Origin of the sequence: Mycolicibacterium parafortuitum (assembly GCF_002086815.1) — a bacterium.
Lineage (GTDB): Bacteria > Actinomycetota > Actinomycetes > Mycobacteriales > Mycobacteriaceae > Mycobacterium > Mycobacterium parafortuitum.
This window is the reverse complement of record NZ_MVID01000027.1, coordinates 23544-43038: the sequence shown is the minus strand read 5'-3', so window position 1 is coordinate 43038 and position 19495 is coordinate 23544. Positions and strand designations below refer to the sequence as shown.

The 19495-nt window shown below is 71.0% G+C and carries 18 protein-coding genes; 14 read left to right on the top strand and 4 right to left on the bottom strand.

From position 1 onward, the window contains the following. The first annotated feature begins 67 nt into the window (after positions 1-67). Entirely contained in the window at positions 68-3718 is a 3651-nt protein-coding gene (locus tag BST38_RS29810) for a hypothetical protein (protein ID WP_165761632.1), read from the top strand. Positions 3719-3815: 97 nt separating this feature from the next. Here the strand turns inward: BST38_RS29810 and BST38_RS23415 are convergent, their stop codons facing one another. Both BST38_RS23415 and BST38_RS23410 read right to left on the bottom strand, forming a co-directional pair. Next, positions 3816-4532, bottom strand: coding sequence for a GAF and ANTAR domain-containing protein (locus BST38_RS23415; protein WP_083145926.1), 717 nt, complete (start codon positions 4530-4532; stop codon positions 3816-3818). Between the two features lie 135 nt (positions 4533-4667). Further along, complete coding sequence (locus tag BST38_RS23410) at positions 4668-5165, bottom strand: DUF1990 domain-containing protein (RefSeq protein ID WP_083145883.1); 498 nt, start codon at positions 5163-5165, stop codon at positions 4668-4670. Positions 5166-5202: 37 nt separating this feature from the next. On the opposite strand from BST38_RS23410, the gene BST38_RS23405 reads away from it, so the two are divergent. The 12 genes from BST38_RS23405 (at position 5203) to pdxT (ending at position 16091) form a co-directional block, all read left to right on the top strand. Beyond that, positions 5203-6063, top strand: a complete 861-nt coding sequence (locus BST38_RS23405) for an aldo/keto reductase (protein ID WP_110781891.1) — start codon at positions 5203-5205, stop codon at positions 6061-6063. A 37-nt stretch (positions 6064-6100) separates the two neighbouring features. Beyond that, complete coding sequence (locus BST38_RS23400) at positions 6101-6736, top strand: PaaI family thioesterase (protein ID WP_083145925.1); 636 nt, start codon at positions 6101-6103, stop codon at positions 6734-6736. Beyond that, positions 6733-7155 carry a TIGR02611 family protein gene (locus BST38_RS23395; RefSeq protein WP_083145881.1) on the top strand — a complete coding sequence of 141 codons (423 nt, stop codon included), beginning with the start codon at positions 6733-6735 and terminating at the stop codon, positions 7153-7155. The genes BST38_RS23400 and BST38_RS23395 overlap by 4 nt, the downstream gene beginning before the upstream one ends. A gap of 72 nt (positions 7156-7227) precedes the next feature. Further along, a complete protein-coding gene (gene thrS, locus BST38_RS23390; RefSeq protein ID WP_083145880.1) occupies positions 7228-9297 on the top strand; it encodes a threonine--tRNA ligase in 2070 nt (689 codons plus the stop codon). Position 9298: 1 nt separating this feature from the next. After that, positions 9299-9847 (top strand): ATP adenylyltransferase, encoded by a 549-nt coding sequence (locus BST38_RS23385; RefSeq protein WP_083145879.1) that lies wholly within the window; start codon positions 9299-9301, stop codon positions 9845-9847. Beyond that, positions 9844-10515, top strand: coding sequence for a phosphatidylinositol phosphate synthase (pgsA, locus tag BST38_RS23380; protein ID WP_083145878.1), 672 nt, complete (start codon positions 9844-9846; stop codon positions 10513-10515). The genes BST38_RS23385 and pgsA overlap by 4 nt, the downstream gene beginning before the upstream one ends. Next, the gene (locus BST38_RS23375; RefSeq protein ID WP_083145877.1) at positions 10512-11468 is read left to right on the top strand and encodes a phosphatidylinositol mannoside acyltransferase; all 957 of its coding nucleotides are present in this window, start codon (positions 10512-10514) and stop codon (positions 11466-11468) included. The genes pgsA and BST38_RS23375 overlap by 4 nt, the downstream gene beginning before the upstream one ends. A 31-nt stretch (positions 11469-11499) precedes the next feature. Beyond that, positions 11500-12630, top strand: a complete 1131-nt coding sequence (locus BST38_RS23370) for a glycosyltransferase family 4 protein (protein WP_083145876.1) — start codon at positions 11500-11502, stop codon at positions 12628-12630. Positions 12631-12641: 11 nt separating this feature from the next. Next, positions 12642-13670, top strand: coding sequence for an NUDIX hydrolase (locus BST38_RS23365; protein ID WP_420872570.1), 1029 nt, complete (start codon positions 12642-12644; stop codon positions 13668-13670). A 65-nt stretch (positions 13671-13735) separates the two neighbouring features. After that, entirely contained in the window at positions 13736-14641 is a 906-nt protein-coding gene (pdxS, locus tag BST38_RS23360; protein WP_083145874.1) for a pyridoxal 5'-phosphate synthase lyase subunit PdxS, read from the top strand. A 17-nt stretch (positions 14642-14658) separates the two neighbouring features. Then, on the top strand, positions 14659-15507 hold the full coding sequence (gene tesB / locus BST38_RS23355) for an acyl-CoA thioesterase II (RefSeq protein WP_083145873.1): 849 nt from the start codon (positions 14659-14661) through the stop codon (positions 15505-15507). Further along, the gene (gene pdxT, locus BST38_RS23350; RefSeq protein WP_083145872.1) at positions 15504-16091 is read left to right on the top strand and encodes a pyridoxal 5'-phosphate synthase glutaminase subunit PdxT; all 588 of its coding nucleotides are present in this window, start codon (positions 15504-15506) and stop codon (positions 16089-16091) included. The genes tesB and pdxT overlap by 4 nt, the downstream gene beginning before the upstream one ends. Before the next feature lie 6 nt (positions 16092-16097). On the opposite strand, the gene BST38_RS23345 is transcribed toward pdxT, so the two are convergent. Beyond that, positions 16098-17309 (bottom strand): acyl-CoA dehydrogenase family protein, encoded by a 1212-nt coding sequence (locus BST38_RS23345; protein WP_083145871.1) that lies wholly within the window; start codon positions 17307-17309, stop codon positions 16098-16100. Positions 17310-17521: 212 nt separating this feature from the next. Between BST38_RS23345 and BST38_RS23340 the strand changes: the two genes are divergently transcribed. Continuing rightward, the gene (locus BST38_RS23340; protein WP_083145870.1) at positions 17522-18277 is read left to right on the top strand and encodes a YebC/PmpR family DNA-binding transcriptional regulator; all 756 of its coding nucleotides are present in this window, start codon (positions 17522-17524) and stop codon (positions 18275-18277) included. Positions 18278-18286: 9 nt separating this feature from the next. Here BST38_RS23340 and BST38_RS23335 read toward each other — a convergent pair whose 3' ends face one another. After that, positions 18287-19390, bottom strand: a complete 1104-nt coding sequence (locus BST38_RS23335) for a polyprenyl synthetase family protein (RefSeq protein WP_237160895.1) — start codon at positions 19388-19390, stop codon at positions 18287-18289. Positions 19391-19495: the final 105 nt, after the last annotated feature.

The following is a 19495-nucleotide window of genomic DNA, read 5'->3' as shown; positions in this document are numbered from 1 at the left end:
CTGGGAGCACATGTCTCGGACGAAAAAGAGCATCGTCGTTGTCATGATGGGCAGCGCGGGATTGTTCTTGAGCGCCCCCCTGATGGGTCCCGCGGCAAATGCGCAACCGGCCCGCGGCGGCGTGCCCTGCGTCGGGATCCTGCAGCAGATCGTGTCCCGCCCCGGCGAGATTCCGCAGGCACTGACCGATACCGCCCGTTCGCTGACCACCCCCGGTGAGCCCGCTCCGCCGGTGGTGAGGCCGCCTGCCGGAGGGCCGGTGTCGGCCGGGACGCCGCCGGTGCCGGGTCGGCCTCCGAGTTCGACGGTCGTCCCGTCGTCGGGTTCCACCCCGCCCGTCCCGCCGTCACCCGGAACTCCAGTGGTGACCAACTCCGGCGGCGGCACACCACCGGTTCCGCCGGTTCCCGGCGCTCCGGCCGGAACTCCGGTCGGCAACCCTGGCGTGCCCACCCCGCCGGTTCCGGGTGCGCCCGTGTTCGGTGACGGCGGCGCCGCGTTGCCGCCGCTTCCGCCGGCTCCCGCCGTTCCCGCCGGTGTGCCCGTCGGTGCCGGCGGCCCGCCCGCCCCACCGGTTCCCGGTGGCCCGGCCGCCGTGCCCGCGGGCGCCGCGCTGCCCGCTCCTCCCGCCGGCGCGCCCGGCGCCCCGGTGTTCGGTGAGGCCGGTGCGGTTGCGCCGGTTCCCGGTGGCCCCGAGGCCGGCGCCCCCGTGGGCGCCGGAGCAGGCGGTGGCGGCGGAGCCGGTGGCCCGGGTGTCGGCGGCGGTGCGCCGGTCGAGGGTGCCGCGGGCGCGGTGCCTCCGGGCGGTGCGCCGGTCGCCGCGGCTGCCGGTGAGGCGCTGCCGCCTGCCCCTGCTCCCGGTGCGCCGGTGTTCGGTGACGCCGGAATCGTGCCGCCGCCGGCCCCGCCCGTCCCCGGTCTGCCGGTCGACGGCCAGGGCGGCGTCCTGCCGCCCCCGGCTCCCGGTGCCCCAGGTGTTCCGGTGGTCGGCGACGGTGGTGTGGTGACCCCGCCCGCGCCGGGTGGGCCGGGTGTGCCGACTGTCGGTGACGGTGGTGTGGTGACGCCTCCGGGACCGGGCGCCCCAGGTGTTCCGGTGGTCGGCGACGGTGGTGTGGTGACCCCGCCCGCGCCGGGTGGGCCGGGTGTGCCGACTGTCGGTGACGGTGGTGTGGTGACGCCTCCGGGACCGGGCGCCCCAGGTGTTCCGGTGGTCGGCGACGGTGGTGTGGTGACCCCGCCCGCGCCGGGTGGGCCGGGTGTGCCGACCGTTGATGACGGTGGTGTGGTGACGCCTCCGGGACCGGGCGCTCCGGGCGCCCCCGTGAGCGACGAGGCCGGCGTGGTGCCGCCCGGTACGCCCGGCGCTCCGGGTGTGCCGACCGGTGGAGACGGGTCTGTGGTGACGCCTCCGGCACCGGGTGCCCCCGGCACCCCCACGGTCAACACGGTGGAGACGTTCTCGCCGCCGGCCCCGCCCGCCCCGGGAACCCCGTCGTCGAGTTCGATCGAGACGTTCTCACCGCCCGCGCCGCCGTCGCCGGGCACCGGGACGGACTCCGTGGTCGAGATCTCGACCCCGCCGCCGCCGAGTGTGCCGGGTATCCCGTCGGAGGGGTCGACGACCTACACGACCCCGCCGACCCCGGAGATCACGTTCAATCCGTCCAACGCGGGCATCGACATCGGCACCCCGCCGGCCCCGGGTGCCCCCGGCGCGCCGCTGGAGGCCAGCGCGAACTTCACCACCCCGGGCGTTCCCGGGGTACCGGGAACCCCGGTGACCTCCTCGGTCGACGTCGCGAACGAGGGCGCCATCGAGATTCCCGCGGCGCCGATCGAGCGCTCGATGACCATCACGACCCCGGGCACCCCGGGTGGGCCGGGCGCGCCGGTCGAGACCGCGGTCGACGTGGCGACCCCGGGTGCGCCGGGTGCCCCCGGCGCACCGGTGGAGACCGGCATCGAGATCCCGACGCCCGGTGCCCCGGGCACGCCGGGCACCCCGGCCGAGGGCGGGACCGACATCGTGCACCCCGGCGCTCCGGGTACTCCGGGTGCTCCGGTGGTGGGTGAGGCCGGTGCGTCGACGCCTCCTGCACCGGGCGTCCCCGGGGTGCCAGGTAGCGGAGACGGTGCTGTGGTGACGCCGCCGGCACCGGGTGGTCCCGGTGCGCCCGTGGTGGGTGAGGCGGGTGTGTCGACGCCTCCTGCGCCGGGTGTTCCTGGGGTGCCCGCTGGTGGTGACGGTGCTGTCGTGACCCCGCCGGCGCCGGGTGCTCCCGGTGTCCCGGTGGTGGGTGACGGTGCCGTGGTGACGCCGCCGGCGCCGGGTGTTCCCGGTGCTCCGGTGGTGGGTGAGGCCGGCGTCGCGACGCCGCCCGCTCCGGGTCTGCCCGGCGCCCCGATCGTCGACGAGGCAGGACTGGCCGCTCCTCCCGCGGCAGCGCCGGTGGGCGCGCCGCTGGATGCCGCCGCGGGTGCCGTGGCTCCCGGCGGTGTACCGGTGTTCGGTGAGGCCGGTGCGGTTGCGCCGGCGGGTGGTGCCGTGATCGAGGGTGCCGCGGGCGCAGGTGGTGGCGCGGGTGCCGGCGGTGGCGCCGGTGGTGCCGCCGGCGGTGCCGGCGGTGAGGGCGCTCCGCTCGCCGCGGCCGGTGGTGCCGCCGCGGGGGACGCAGGTCCGGCCGCCGCGGGAGTCCCGGCCGGTGGGCCGGGCGGTGCGCCCGCCCCGGGCGCACCGGTCTTCGGTGAGGCCGGTGCGGTGACGCCGCCGGCTCCCGGCGTCCCCGGGGGTGCGGGTGCGGTGCCCGCCGGTGTGGTGACGCCTCCGGCTCCGGGTGTTCCGGGCGGTGCGGGTGCGGTGCCTGCCGGTGTGGTGACGCCTCCGGCTCCGGGTGTTCCCGGTGGCGTCGATGCGGTGCCCGCCGGTGTGGTGACGCCTCCGGCCCCCGGTGTTCCGGGTGTGCCGGTGGTCGGTGACGCGGGTGCGGTGACGCCGCCGTTGCCGGGTGTTCCCGGTGGGGTGGACGCGGTGCCCGCGGGCGCCGGAACCCCGCCCGCCCCAGGCATTCCCGGTGCGCCGGTCTTCGGTGAGGCCGGTGTGGTGACCCCGCCGACCCCGGGTGTTCCCGGCGGCTCGACGACGGTTCCCGGCGGCGCGGGCACGCCCCCGACGCCGGCTCTGCCGCCCGGGTCGACCAACACCTACATCAACTACCCGGCGCCGCCGGTGCCGCCGACCCCGCCGAACTCGACGTCGGTCACGGCAGGCGCACCGGGCCAGCCGTTCCCCGGCACCGCGGGCAACACGCTGACCCTGTCGGATCTGCTGACGCCTCCGGGTCTGGCCCGGACCGTGCAGAACACCGCGTCGTCGGTGATGGGCATCGTGCCTCCGGGCACGCCGCCGGTGCCGGGCGGTTCCGGCGCGGTGAGCGTCTCGGTTCCCGGGGTCCCCAGCCCGATCGCGCCGCTGGCCGCGACGAGCCTGTCGAACCTGATCTCGCCGCCGTCGCTGACGATCCCGTCGATCCCAGGTCTGCCGGTCCCGCTGCCCAACGAGGTGCCGGTTCCGTCCGATCTGCTCTGTGTCGGCACGGATTGGTCGGCGTCGCAAGGGGATTCGGCCGCCACGCCGGGCAATGTCGAGATCCCGCGGCGCGTGACGACCGGCGGCGCACCGGCCGGCGACCGCCGCGACCGCTGGGACACCCAGTAGCGCGGCTCGGGACGACCCGACCCGGCGGCGTCTGAGACGGCGACCAACTCAGACGCTGCCGGGTCGGGCACCCGATGCGGTCGGTCGTCGGCGGGGCTCAGGCCCCGTCGGCGACGGGCGTCTGAGCCTGGGCGACCAGATCGGCGGCCACCTTGCCCAACGGGACATTGGAGTTCTGCGAGAGCTTGCGCAGCAGCTCGAACGCGCGCACCGCGTCGACCCGGTAGCGCTCCATGATCATGCCCTTGGCCTGACCGATCACATCGCGGCTGGCCAGGGCATTGCGGAACTGGTCCTCGCGGCGCGCCGAATTCCACGCGACCGAGGAGTGTGCGGCGAAGATCAAGCCCAGCGTGCGGGCCTCCTGGCTGAACGCGTCCGGTTCCTCGGAGTAGATGTTCAGCGCCCCGAGCGTCTCGTCGGCGATGAACAACTGGAACGCCATGATCGACCGGATCGGAGTCTCGGCGAGCGCGTCACGCCGGTAGTTCGGGAAACGAGTCTCGGTTTCCAGGTCGCGGACGTGGACCGTCTTCTCCTCCCACGCCGCGGTCAGGCACGGGCCTTCCAGGTGGCGCTGCTGGATCTTGTCCAGCAGCAGCGGCCAGTGATGAGTGGTGGCCGGGGTCTCGACACGTTTGGCACTGCGGGTCAACGTGATTCCGGCGTACATCGCGCCCGGGATCTCCATGGCCGCGTGCTCGGCCAGCTCGGCGACCACCGTGTCCGAATCGGCCTCGGGCCGGTTGTGCAGACCCTGGACCAGTTCGGCCACCCGCAGATGCGTGGCCTCCACATCGGCTCGATCGCTCACCGTCACCGTCCGATTCTTGCGTCAATAAGGGTCTACAGGCTACCGCTGGGCGCCGTCATCTACGTGCGCGTCGGAGACCTCCAGATTGTGACCGTCCGGGGCACGTGAACGCCAATCGCTGACCTGCGGCAGCGCTCACAACGCCCGCAGATAGCGGTCGGTGACCACACGCTGCACGAGCGAGGTCACCGGCGAACCCAGCCGGCTCCACCACGTCGCGTGCCGGGAGAACGCCGCCACCTCGGCGTGCACCTCCTCGGTGCCGGGGTCGAAGCGCACCAGGAACAACTCCTCGCCGCATTCGGCGTGCCCGGGCAGCGTGCCGTAGGCGAAACCGCGCCGGTGCTGCTCGTCGACGACATAGACCACCCGGCACGGTGCCACCACCGGTCCCAGGTGCACCAGCACGTCGGCGCCGACCTGTGCGGCCGGGGCGGTGGCCTCCACCCGAAGGCCCGCGCCGCGCAGCATGCCCCACCGCAGGCCCTCGGCCGCGGCCTGTTCGAAGCGGGTGCGCCCGCGCCCGATCACCGCGGACTTGCGCACGTGGTGGTATCCGGCGGGCAAGGCGCCCGCGGTCGCTCCGACCTCCCGGTACGTCAGCGATCGGGCGGAGAGGTCGGCAAGCTTCACGGTGTCAGCTTGTCACCAGCGGCGTACCGTCGCTGCGGTGACCTCCGCGACATCTGACACCCTCACCCTCGGCGGCGACCTGGCCGTCCACCGGCTCGGTTTCGGGGCGATGCGGATCACCGGAACCGGTGTCTGGGGCCCGCCGGCAGACCGCGACGAGTGTCTTCGCGTGCTGCGCCGCGCCGTCGAGCTCGGCGTCGATTTCATCGACACCGCGGACTCCTACGGTCCCTACATCTCCGAGGAACTGATCCGCGAGGCGCTCTACCCGTACGACGGCGTCGTCATCGCGACCAAGGCCGGACTGCTGCGGACCGCCCCGGACGTCTGGGAGCCCCTCGGGTTCCCGGCCTACCTGCGCCAGGAGTGCGAGATGAGCCTGCGCAGGCTCGGCGTCGACACCATCGACCTGTTCCAGTTGCACCGCATCGACGCGAAGTTCCCCCTCGAAGACCAGATCGGGGAGCTCGTCGCGCTGCAGCAGGAAGGCAAGATCCGTCACATCGGTGTCTCGGAGGTGACGGTCGAGCAGCTGGCCGCCGTGCGGGCGATCACCCCGGTCGCGTCGGTGCAGAACATGTTCAACCTGACGATGCGCGCCGCCGAACCGGTGCTCGACGTGTGCGAGGCCGACGGCATCGCGTTCATCCCGTGGTTCCCGCTGGCGGCCGGGCCGCTGGCCGCACCGGACGGTCCGCTGCAGCGCATCGCGGCCGAGCACGACGCCAGCCCGTCACAGCTCGCGCTGGCCTGGCTGCTCAAGCGGTCCCCGGTGATGGTGCCGATCCCGGGCACTTCGCGGGTCGCGCATCTGGAGGAGAACGTGGCCGCTGCGCGGATCGAACTCACCGATGCCGAGTTCGACACCTTGAGCGAAGCCGGTGCTGCCCAAGGGTGAGCAGGCCGGCCGCGCGGACACCCAATACGGTGGGCGGGTGAGCACCGACAATGCCGCCGCCGCCGACGTGCACCCGGGTGGGGGATTCAACCCGCCCGAGCCGACCAACCGTGGCGGACCGGACTACGGCAGGTTCGTCGAGGCGGTCCGCACACTGCAGGACCACGCCCGTGGCGCCGACGCCCCGGACGCCGTGATCACCGAGGCCGCCGACCTGATCGAGAAGGCTTGCGCGCTGTTGGCGCCGTACGACGCCGACGAATGGTCGTCGCCGTCGGGCCGGCGAATGGATCTGCCCAACCGCGGCAACATCCTGAGTCCGCCGATCGAGCTGCATGTGACCGACGACGGCCGCATCGCCGGCACCGCCCGGTTCCGCCGCTACCACCTCGGCCGCAACGGCGCCGCGCACGGCGGCGCGGTGGCGCACCTGTTCGACTCGCTGCTCGGCTTCACCGCGTTCAAGCTCAGCGGCAGCAAGGCCCAGCGCACCGCGTTCCTGCACGTCGACTACCGCAAGATCGCGCTGATCGGGGCGCCGCTTCAGGTCGAGGCCCGCATCGACGACATCGTCGACCGCAAGATCTTCGTCTCCGGACGACTCCTCGACGGTGAGCACGTCCTCGCCGACGCACACTCGCTGTTCGTGAAGCTCAAGCCCGGACAACCATGATCGACCGGCCCGGATTCGCCCGGCGGTGGGCGCGCTGGCGCGACCGCCTGCGCGCGCGGCGCACCGCCGATCTCGTGTACCGCACCGCCGTCGGAGTCGTCGGGCTGGCCGTCCTCGCCGTCGGCATCGTCGCCATCCCGTATCCGGGCCCGGGCTGGGCCATCGTGTTCGTCGGGCTGGCGATCCTGGCCACCGAGTTCGAATGGGCCAAGCGGTTGCTGCACTACGCGCGGCGGCGCTACGACGCGATGATGGACTGGTTCAAACGCCAGGGTCTGTGGGTGCAGCTGCTCGGGGCGCTGTTCACCTGTGCAGTGGTGGTGGGCACACTGTGGTTGCTGGGTGGGCTCGCTTTCGTGGGCAGGCTGTTCGGCATCGAGCACAGCTGGCTGGATAGCCCCATTGGTATCGGGGGCTGACCCGGAGCCCCGATAGCATGGTCGCGGTCGTTCGCGACCATGACCGGTGTACCGACAGTTTGGAGAGCCCCGATGAGCGCCCCAGCCCGCCCCGCCCCGGCAGCCCCGATCCGGGTCGCAGCCGGGACGACCGCCGGGCAGGCGGTGCGCGACGCCGGCTTGCCCTCGCGCGGCGCTTCCGACGCCGTCGTCGTGGTCAAGGACCCCGACGGCCGCCTACGGGATCTGTCCTGGGTGCCCGACGCCGACGTCGACGTGGTCCCGGTCGCCGCCGACACCGACGAGGGCCGCAGCGTGATCCGGCACTCCACCGCGCACGTGCTCGCGCAGGCGGTGCAGGAGATGTTCCCCGAGGCCAAGCTCGGCATCGGGCCGCCGATCACCGACGGCTTCTACTACGACTTCGACGTCGCCGAACCGTTCACTCCCGAGCACCTCGAGGCGCTCGAGAAGAGGATGCGCAAGATCGTCAAGGACGGCCAGCTCTTCGAGCGCCGGGTCTACGCGTCCAAGGACGAGGCCCGCCACGAACTGGCGAACGAGCCGTACAAGCTCGAGCTGATCGACGACAAGTCCGGAGCCGACGACCCCGAGGTCATGGAGGTCGGCGGCGACGAGCTCACCGCCTACGACAACCTGAACCCGCGCACCCGCGAGCGGGTGTGGGGCGACCTGTGCCGCGGACCGCACATCCCGACCACGCGGTTCATCCCGGCGTTCAAACTGACCCGCAGTTCGGCGGCGTACTGGCGCGGTGATCAGCGCAACGCCAGCCTGCAGCGCATCTACGGCACGGCATGGGAATCGCAGGAGGCCCTCGACCGTCACCTCGAGCTGATCGAGGAGGCGCAGCGCCGCGACCACCGCAAGCTCGGGGTGGAACTCGACCTGTTCAGCTTCCCCGACGAGTTGGGTTCGGGCCTACCGGTTTTCCATCCCAAGGGTGGAGTGGTGCGCCGCGAGTTGGAGGAGTACTCGCGCCGCAAGCACATCGAGGCCGGCTACGAGTTCGTCAACACCCCGCACATCACCAAAGAGCAGCTCTACATCACCTCGGGGCACTTGGAGTGGTACGCCGACGGCATGTACCCGCCGATGCACATCGACGCGGAGCTCAACGACGACGGCACGGTGCGCAAACCCGGCCAGGACTACTACCTGAAGCCGATGAACTGCCCGATGCACCATCTGATCTTCCGGTCGCGGGGCCGGTCCTACCGCGAACTTCCGTTGCGGCTCTTCGAGTTCGGCAGCGTGTACCGGTACGAGAAGTCCGGCGTGGTGCACGGCCTGACCCGGGTGCGCGGCATGACGCAAGACGATGCGCACATCTACTGCACGCGCGAGGAGATGCGCGACGAGCTGACCCGGCTGCTGCAGTTCGTGCTCGACCTGCTCGCGGACTACGGTCTCGACGACTACTACCTGGAGTTGTCGACCAAGGATCCGGACAAGTACGTCGGCTCCGACGAGATCTGGGACGAGGCCACCGAGACCCTGCGGGAGGTGGCCGAATCGTCGGGTCTGCAGCTGGTGCCCGATCCGGGCGGCGCGGCGTTCTACGGGCCGAAGATCTCGGTGCAGGTGCGTGACGCGCTGGGCCGCAACTGGCAGATGTCGACCATCCAGCTCGACTTCAACATGCCCGACCGCTTCGAGCTCGAATACACCGCGGCCGACGGAACCCGCAAGCGCCCCGTTTTGATCCACCGCGCGCTGTTCGGGTCGATCGAACGGTTCTTCGGAGTGCTCACCGAGCACTACGCGGGGGCGTTCCCGGCCTGGCTCGCGCCGGTTCAGGTGGTCGGGATCCCGGTGGCCGACAACCACATCCCGTATCTGGAGGACGTGGTCGGGCAGCTGCGGGCGGCGGGTCTGCGCGCCGAGGTCGACACCAGCGACGACCGGATGGCCAAGAAGATCGTCAACCACACCAACCAGAAGATCCCGTTCATGCTGCTCGCGGGCGACCGCGACGTCGAAGCGGGGGCCGTGTCGTTCCGGTTCGGCGACCGCACCCAGATCAACGGGGTGCCGCGCGAGGTGGCCGTCGAGGTGATCGCCGACTGGGTGCGACGCCGCGAGAACGCCGTGCCCACAGCCGAACTCGTCGACGTCGGCGATCGTGCAGAGCGGGGGTGACGTGGATCCGGAGGATACGATCGTAGACCGCGGCGTCGGCGATCCAGATCGTTTACAGCGGCTCTGGACGCCGCACCGGATGACCTACATCGTCGATGCGGTCAAGCCCGGATCGGCGGCCTCGTCGGAGCCGTTCACCGACATCCCGAACATGTCCGACGAGGACGGCCTGGTCGTCGCCCGCGGCGACCTGGTGTACGCGGTGCTCAACCTCTACCCGTACAACCCGGGGCACCTGATGGTGGTGCCGTACCGCCGTGTCGCCGAGCTGGAGAACCTCACCGAGGCCGAGAGCGCCGAACTGATGGCGTTCACGCAGAAGGCCATTCGCGTGATGAAGGCCGTCTCACGGCCGCACGGTTTCAACGTCGGCCTCAACCTCGGGACCTCCGCGGGCGGTTCGCTGTCGGAGCACCTGCACATGCACGTCGTGCCTCGCTGGGGCGGGGACGCCAACTTCATCACCGTGATCGGCGATTCCAAGGTCATCCCGCAGCTGCTGCGCGACACGCGGCTGCTCCTGGCGACCGAGTGGGAAAACCAGAAGTGAGCAACTTCTACCTGATGACCCGGGCGGCGTACACGAAGCTGTCGCGCCCGGTGGCCAAGGGTGCGCTGAAGGTGGGTTTGACCCCGGACAGCGTCACGATCCTGGGGACCGCGGGATCAGTGCTCGCCGCGCTGACCCTGTTCCCGATCGGGCAGCTGTGGTGGGGCGCGGTCGCGGTCTTCGTCTTCGTACTCGCCGACATGCTCGACGGCGCGATGGCGCGCGAGCGTGGCGGCGGCACCCGCTTCGGGGCGGTACTGGACGCGACGTGCGACCGGATCAGCGACGGTGCGGTGTTCTGCGGCCTGCTGTGGTGGGCGGCGTTTGGGCTGCACAGCCCCGAACTGGTCGTCGCCACCATGATCTGTCTGGTGTCGTCGCAGGTCATCTCGTACATCAAGGCGCGCGCGGAGGCCAGCGGCCTCTCCGGGGACGGCGGTCTGATCGAACGGCCCGAACGGCTGGTCATCGTGCTGACCGGCGCCGGCCTGTCCGGCTTCCCGCTGTTTCCGGTGCCGTGGCTGCTGCATGTCGCGATGTGGGTGCTCGCGGTGGCCAGCCTGGTGACCGTCGGCCAGCGGCTGCACAGCGTGCGGACATCCGAGGCGGCGATGGATCCGCTGGTGGTGCCCGATTCCGGCGCGAAGCCCGAAACCACGGAGCAATGACCGCGGACACCGGTGGGTCCGGGCACGGTGGCACGGGGCTGTTGTCGCTGCCGTCGGCACTGGCCGGTCAGCTCAGCGACCTCGGATACGCCGCCGGTTGGCGGCTGGTCCGGGCGGCGCCGGAGGTCGTCGCGCGCAACACGTTTCAGGCCGGGGCGCGGTGGGCATCGCGCAACGGCGGGCCCGAACAGTTGCGCAAGAACCTGGCGCGGGTGATCGGCACCACCCCGCAGCAGGTCCCGGCTTCGCTGATGCGGGCGTCGCTGGCGTCCTACGCGCGCTACTGGCGTGAGGCGTTCCGGCTGCCCGCGATGGACCACACCCGGCTGGGCGCCGAGCTGTGGGTCGAGGACATCGGCCTGGTGTGGGAGGCGCTCGAGCGCGGCCGAGGCGTGGTGCTGGCGCTGCCGCACAGCGGGAACTGGGACATGGCCGGGGTGTACCTGGTGCAGAACCACGGCCCGTTCGCGACCGTCGCCGAACGGCTCAAACCGGAGTCGCTGTACAACCGCTTCCTGGCCTACCGAGAGAGCCTCGGCTTCCGGGTGGTGCCCGCCACCGGCGGCGAGCGGCCCGCCTACGACGTGGTGCGCGACTGGCTCCTGGACAACGGCATCGTGTGCCTGATGGCCGATCGGGACCTGAGCCGGCGCGGTGTCGAGGTCGACTTCTTCGGCGAGCTCAGCCGCCTGCCCGCCGGGCCGGCGAAACTCGCGATCGAGACCGGGGCAGCGCTGTTCCCGGTGCACTGCTGGTTCGACGGCGACGGCTGGGGTTTCCAGGTCTACCCGGAGCTCGACACCGCGTCCGGCGACATCCCGGCGATCACCCAGGCGCTGGCCGACCGGTTCGCCGTCAACATCGCCGCCCACCCCGAGGACTGGCACATGATGCAGCCGCAGTGGGTGGCGGACCTGTCGGACGAGCGCAGGGCCCGCCTGGAGGGGACCTGATGAGCGCTTGCGCGAAGAAGCGACTGACCTGATGCGGATCGGCATGGTCTGCCCGTACTCGTTCGACGTGCCCGGCGGGGTGCAGTCGCACGTGCTGCAGCTCGCCGAGGTGATGCGCGCCGACGGTCACTACGTCAGCGTGCTCGCGCCGTCCTCGCCGGAGGCCGAGGGCACGCTGCCCGACTACGTGGTCTCCGGCGGCAGGGCGGTGCCGATCCCGTACAACGGCTCGGTGGCACGACTGCGGTTCGGCCCGGCCACCCACCGCCGGGTCAAGCGGTGGCTGCAGCAGGGCAGCTTCGACGTGCTGCATTTGCACGAGCCCAACGCCCCGAGCCTGTCGATGCTGGCGCTGAACATCGCCGAGGGCCCGATCGTCGCGACGTTCCACACGTCGACGACGAAATCGCTGACGCTGTCGGTGTTCGAGCCGATCCTGCGGCCGATGCACGAGAAGATCGTCGGCCGCATCGCGGTGTCCGACCTGGCGCGGCGCTGGCAGATGGAGGCCCTCGGCAGCGATGCCGTCGAGATCCCCAACGGGGTGGACGTCGGAAGTTTCGCGTCCGCACCGCTGCTGCCCGGCTATCCGCGTTCGGGGCGGACGGTGCTGTTCCTGGGCCGCTTCGACGAACCGCGCAAGGGGATGTCGGTGCTGCTCGGCGCGCTGCCGCCGGTGGTGCACGCATTCCCTGACGTCGAGATCCTCGTCGTGGGCCGCGGCGACGAGGACCAGTTGCGCGCCGACGCCGGCCCGCTGGCGCCGCATCTGCGCTTCCTCGGCCAGGTCGACGACGCCGCGAAGGCGTCGGCGATGCGCAGCGCCGACGTGTACGTCGCGCCCAACACCGGCGGCGAGAGCTTCGGCATCGTGCTCGTGGAGGCGATGGCCGCGGGCACGGCGGTGGTGGCCAGCGACCTGGATGCCTTCCGGCGGGTCCTCAAGGACGGCGAGGCGGGCAGATTGGTGGCGGTGGACGACTCCGGGGCCCTCGCCGAAGGGCTGGTCGAGATGCTCTCCGACGACGCCGCGCGCCGCGGCTACGTGGAACGCGCCCAGGTCGCGGTACAGCGGTACGACTGGTCGGTGGTCGCCAAGCAGATCCTGCGGGTGTATGAGACGGTCGCCGGCTCCGGCGTGAAGGTGCAGGTCGAATCGTGATCCCGTGGATCATGGCGGTCGTCATCGCCGTGGCGGTGGCGGCGGTGCTGCTGGTGCTGGGGTGGGCGTATCAGACCGCGACGCGGCTGGACCGGCTGCACGTGCGCTACGACCTGTCCTGGCAGGCGCTCGACGGCGCGCTGGCCCGCCGGGCAGTGGTGGCGCGCGCCGTGGCGGTGGAGGCCTACGGCGGTGGTCCGGAGGGTAAGCGGCTCGCGGCGTTGGCCGACGCCGCCGAGCGGGCCCCGCGGGCGTCTCGGGAGGTGGCCGAGAACGAGCTGTCGGCGGCGCTGGCGCGGGTGAACCCGTCGTCGTTGGCACCGGCACTGGTCGCCGAGTTGGCCGATGCCGAGGCGCGGGTGCTGCTGGCCCGCCGGTTCCACAACGACGCGGTGCGCGACACGCTGGCGTTGCGTGAGCGTCCACTGGTGCGCGTGCTGCGTCTGGGTGGAACTGCCGCCCTGCCAACCTATTTCGAGATCGCCGAGGGTGGCGAGGCGTCGGCGCGGGAGCCGGCGCCGGCGCGAAGGAGGACCTCGGCGCGCATCGTGCTGCTCGACGAGGGCGGTGCCGTGTTGTTGCTGTGCGGATCTGATCCGGCGGCGCTGGGTGGCACGTCACCACCGCCGCGGTGGTGGTTCACCATCGGTGGTGCGGCGCAGCTGGGGGAGTCCCTGGCGCAGGCGGCGGCGCGCGAACTCGAGGAGGAGACCGGGCTGGTGGTGTCCCCGCAGGTTCTCGTCGGCCCGGTGTGGCGCCGCGACGCGGTCATCCACTTCAACGGGTCGGTGATGCGCAGCGAGGAGCATTACTTCGTGCACCGCACCGGGCGGTTCGAACCGTCCGACGCGGGCCGCTCGGGGCTGGAGCGCACCTACATCCATGGCCACCGGTGGTGCGATGCGACAATGATCCAAAAGCTGGTCGCCGGCGGTGAGGCCGTGTACCCCCGGCAGTTGGGTGAGCTCCTCGACGAGGCCAACATGCTCGCCGACGCGCGGGGTGCGCATCTGCCCGAGCCGTTGCCGTCGATCAAATGATCTGCGGATCGAATTGATTTGCGGCCGGCTCTAGACTCGATCAGTAGCGATTAAAGGAGAATGCAGTGGAATCCGAAGGTGTGGGGACTCCCGCTCGCGGAACCGCCCGGGTCAAGCGCGGCATGGCAGAGATGCTCAAGGGCGGGGTCATCATGGACGTCGTCACGCCGGAGCAGGCGCGCATCGCCGAAGGTGCCGGCGCCGTCGCGGTGATGGCGCTCGAGCGCGTGCCCGCCGACATCCGGGCCCAGGGCGGGGTGTCGCGCATGAGCGACCCCGACATGATCGAGGGCATCATCGACGCCGTCACGATCCCGGTGATGGCCAAGGTGCGCATCGGGCACTTCGTCGAGGCTCAGATCCTGCAGAGCCTCGGGGTGGACTACATCGACGAGTCCGAGGTGCTGACCCCCGCGGACTACACCAACCACATCGACAAGTGGAAGTTCACCGTCCCGTTCGTCTGCGGTGCCACCAACCTGGGTGAGGCGCTGCGCCGCATCACCGAGGGCGCGGCGATGATCCGCTCCAAGGGCGAGGCCGGCACCGGGGATGTGTCCAACGCCACCACCCACATGCGCAAGATCGGCGGCGAGATCCGTCGGTTGTCCTCGCTGTCGGAGGACGAGTTGTACGTCGCGGCAAAGGAATTGCAGGCGCCCTACGATCTGGTCGTCGAGGTCGCCCAGGCCGGCAAGCTGCCGGTGACACTGTTCACCGCCGGCGGAATCGCGACCCCGGCCGACGCGGCGATGATGATGCAGCTCGGCGCCGAGGGCGTCTTCGTCGGCTCGGGCATCTTCAAGTCCGGCAACCCGGCCGAGCGGGCCGCGGCCATCGTCAAGGCCACCACCTTCTACGACGATCCCGACGTGCTGGCCAAGGTGTCGCGCGGGCTGGGCGAGGCGATGGTCGGCATCAACGTCGACGACATCCCGGTCCCGCACCGCCTGGCCGAGCGCGGCTGGTAGACCAGGCACCCTGACTAATGGCGATCGAAAAGATCCTCGATCTGGAGCAGATCGAGGTCAACATCTATCGGGGTGGCGTCTTCAGCCCCGAGTCGGGCTTCCTGCAGCGCACCTTCGGCGGGCACGTCGCCGGTCAGTCCCTGGTCTCCGCGGTGCGCACCGTCGACCCGAAGTTCCAGGTGCACTCCCTGCACGGCTACTTCCTGCGCGGCGGCGACGCCCGGTCTCCGACGGTCTACACCGTCGAGCGGATCCGCGACGGCGGATCGTTCTGCACCCGCCGGGTCAGCGCGATCCAGCACGGCGAGACCATCTTCTCGATGTCGGCGTCGTTCCAGACCGACCAGAGCGGTATCGAGCACCAGGACGCGATGCCGCACGCGGTGCCGCCCGACGACATCCCCGACTTCAAGTCGGTCAGCAAGGTGTTCGACGACGCCAGCTTCAAACAGTTCGACGAGTGGGACGTCCGGATCGTGCCGCGCGAGCGCCTCGGCGTGCGCGAGGGCAAGGCCTCCCAGCAGCAGGTGTGGTTCCGGCATCGTGATCCGCTGCCCGACGACCACGTGCTGCACATCTGCGCGCTCGCCTACATGAGTGACCTGACCCTGCTGGGCTCGGCCCAGGTCAATCACGTCGAGGAGCGCAAGCACCTGATGGTGGCTTCCCTGGACCACGCGATGTGGTTCATGCGGCCGTTCCGTGCCGACGAGTGGCTGCTCTACGACCAGTCGTCGCCGTCGGCGTGCGGGGGCCGCTCGCTGACCCAGGGCAAGATCTACAACCGCTACGGCGAGATGGTCGCCGCGGTGATGCAGGAGGGGCTGACCCGCTTCACCCGCGACTTCACGCCGCGCCAAGGGTGAACGCGCCGCGGGTCGGGGTGCTCGCGCTGCAGGGCGACACCCGCGAACATCTGGCAGCGCTGCGCGAGGCGGGCGCGGACGCGATCACGGTGCGCCGCGCGGCCGAGCTCGCGGCGGTGGACGGGCTGGTGATCCCCGGCGGCGAGTCGACGGCGATGAGCCATCTGTTGCGTGAATTCGATCTGCTGGAGCCTCTGCGGGCCCGGCTGGCCGGCGGGATGCCGGCCTACGGGTCGTGTGCGGGGATGATCCTGCTGGCCACCGAGATCGCCGACGCGGGTGTGCCCGGGCGCGAGGCGCTGCCGCTGCGCGGAATCGATATGACGGTGCGCCGCAACGCGTTCGGTCGTCAGGTGGACTCGTTCGAGGAGGACATCGAGTTCACCGGGCTCGACGGGCCGGTGCACGCGGTGTTCATCCGGGCGCCGTGGGTGGAGCGGGTCGGTCCGGATGTCGAGGTGCTGGCCCGGGCCGCCGGACATCCGGTCGCGGTGCGCCAGGGCAGGATGCTGGCCACGGCGTTCCATCCGGAGGTGACCGGCGACCGCCGGGTACACAAGCTGTTCGTCAGCTCGCTGGCGTAGCCACGCTCAGCGGATGGGCAGCCCGGTGATCGCGCGGGCCATCACCAGCCGCTGGATCTCGCTGGTGCCCTCGAAGATCGTGAAGATCTTCGCGTCGCGGTGCATCCGCTCGACGGGGTAGTCGCGGGTGTAGCCGTTGCCGCCGAGGATCTGGATGGCCTCGTCGGTCACGTGCACGGCGGTCTCGCTGGCGACGAGCTTGGCCATCGACCCCTCGGCGTTCTCGAAGGGTTTGCCGTTGCGGGCCATCCAGCCGGCCCGGTACACGAGCAGGCGGGCGGCGTCGATGCGCGCTTTCATGTCGGCCAGCTTGAACGCGACGGCCTGGAACTCGCCGATCTTGCGGCCGAACTGCTCGCGTTCCAGCGAGTAGTCCCGGGCGTACTCGTAGGCGGCCCGGGCCACGCCGACGGCCATCGCGCCGACAGTGGGGCGGGTGCGTTCGAACGTGGCCATCGCGGCCTGGCCTGCGGCCTTCTTGCCCTCGCGGACCCTGGCGATGCGGGCGTCGAACTTCTCCTTGCCGCCGATGATCATCCGGCCCGGGATGCGGACGTCCTCGAGCACCACCTCGGCGGTGTGCGAGGCGCGGATGCCGTGCTTGCGGAACTTCTGGCCCTGGCTCAGGCCCTTGGTGCCGGGCGGGATGATGAACGACGCCTGACCGCGCGCGCCCAGTTCCGGGTGCACCGACGCGACGACGACGTGCACGTTGGCGATGCCGCCGTTGGTCGCCCACGTCTTGGTGCCGTTGAGCACCCACTCGTCGGTCGCCTCGTCGTAGCGGGCGCGGGTCAGGATGGCGCCGACGTCGGAGCCCGCGCCGGGCTCGGAGGAACAGAACGCCGCGACCTTGGGTTCGTCGATGGTGCCGAACATCTGCGGCACCCATTCGCCGACCTGCTCCGGAGTGCCGTTGGCGGCCAGCGAGGCCGCCGCGAGGCCGGTTCCGAGGATCGCCAGCGCGATGCCGGCGTCACCCCAGAACATCTCCTCGAAGACGACGATCATGCCCAGGCCGGACGGTTCTGCGGCCTGCTCGGCGAACAGCTCCATCGAGTAGAGGCCGACTTTGGCGGCCTCCTGGATGACCGGCCACGGCGTCTCCTCCCGCTCGTCCCATTCGGCGGCGGCGGGGCGGACGACGTCGGCGGCGAACTCGTGCACCCACTTCTGGACGTCGACCAGGTCCGGGGACAGCTCGAGAGAGAAGGTCATGACAGGAGATCTTACTCCTGAGTAAGATAAGCTGCGCACCATTTGTGGCCCATGTAACACCGCTCACAGGGGGCGCCGGCGGTCTCCGAGCGGCGAATCCCGGCGATTTCGGGGTGAACACGTTCGGAATCCGGGCGAACGCCCACGTAGACTGATCGATCGGACTTTGATGTAGCACGCCCCGACGATCAGACGAAGAAGGTAGTACCTGCATGAGCGGCCATTCCAAGTGGGCCACCACCAAGCACAAGAAGGCCGTGATCGACGCGCGCCGCGGCAAGAACTTCGCCAAGCTGATCAAGAACATCGAGGTGGCGGCCAGGACCGGGGGCGGCGACCCCGGCGGAAACCCGACGCTCTACGACGCCATCCAGAAGGCCAAGAAGAACTCGGTCCCCAACGACAACATCGAGCGCGCGCGCAAGCGCGGCGCGGGTGAAGAGGCCGGCGGCGCCGACTGGCAGAACATCACCTACGAGGGCTACGGCCCCAACGGTGTCGCGATCCTCGTGGAGTGCCTCACCGACAACAAGAACCGTGCGGCCGGCGAGGTGCGCGTGGCGATGACCCGCAACGGCGGCAACATGGCCGATCCCGGCTCGGTGTCCTACCTGTTCACCCGCAAAGGTGTGGTCACGCTGGAAAAGAACGGCCTCACCGAGGACGACGTGCTGACCGCGGTGCTCGACGCCGGCGCCGAGGACGTCAACGACCTGGGGGAGAGCTTCGAGATCATCTCCGAGCCAACGGATCTCGTCGCTGTGCGGACCGCGCTGCAGGACGCCGGCATCGAGTACGACTCCGCAGAGGCGAGCTTCCAGCCGTCGGTGACGGTGCCCGTCGATCTCGACGGCGCGCGCAAGGTGCTCAAGCTGGTCGACGCTTTGGAGGACAGTGACGACGTGCAGAACGTCTTCACCAACCTCGACATCCCGGACGACGTCGCCGCACAGCTCGACGAGGACTGACCCGGGAGCTCACCTGGCGTCGGGCAGGAACGACAGGTCGGTGCATTCGGCGAGCATGCCGCTGAGCCCCGTGCACACCGCGGCGTCGGTGTGCGGGCGCAGTTCCTCGATCGCCCGACGCGCCGAGCCGACCAACTCGTCGATGTGGTCGTGGATGCGGGCCGCGGCGCCCGTCCGCATCATCACGCTCCGGACATCGGCGATGGCGATCTCGTCAGCGGTCTCGTCGCCGACGACCTCCGTCAGGATGGCCCGGTCGGCCGCGCCGGCGAGTTCGAGGGCGGCTCCCAGCAACTCGGTCGGTTTCCCGCCGCGGATGTCGTCGCCGACGCGCTTGCCGCTGTCGGCGGTCGTGCTGAACAGATCGGACAGGTCGTCGCGCAGCTGGAAGGCCCGGCCGACTGCGACGGCGTACCGCTGAAGGGCGTCCGGGGCCGCGCCGTGCGGTGTCCCGGCCAGCTCGAGGCCGAGGTGCACCGGTCGCAGCACGGTGTAGCTGCTGGTCTTGTACCGCTGGATCTTGCCGGCGGTGGCGGCGGCGTAGTCCCGGTCCGCCTGGGCCTGGAGCTCGAGGAACTGGCCGGCGAGTACCTCGACCCGCATGGCGGCGAACGCAGAGCGCACGCGCCGGCGTGCCTCGGGTGCCAGGGGCTCCACCGCGAGGTCGACGGTGTCGTGCACGGCAGACCACAACAGGTCCCCGACGAGAAGTGCCATGTGGTCGCCGAATTGTCGCGCGTCACCGGATCCCCGGCGGTCGCGGTGCCGGGCGGCCAGCGCGGCACGCACCGACGGTTGGCCGCGGCGGACGTCCGAATCGTCGATGACGTCGTCGTGCACCAGGATCGCGGCGTGCAGCAGTTCGACCGCCGCGGCCAGGTGCACCAGTGGTTCGGGGGATGCACCGGCCGGCGCCACCGCGCGCCACGCCCAGAACGCGAATCGGGGTCGCAGACGTTTACCGCCGGACTTCACCGCCGACAGGCACAGGTCCGCGAACGGTGCCAGGCCGGCGTCGACGCCTTTCAGCGGTGCCCCGACGGTCGAGGTCACGGCGGATTCCAGCCGCTCCTCCAGGGTTGCGAGGAACACCTTCACGGCGTCGTCGGTCACTTCGTCCTCGCTTTCTGAAGCCCCCCTTTCCGAGCATCCCGGCGCGGCGAGTGTATGGGCAGCGGTGCCGTCCGCGTGCGCCGGTTGGGCCACTCCCGGGGGAAA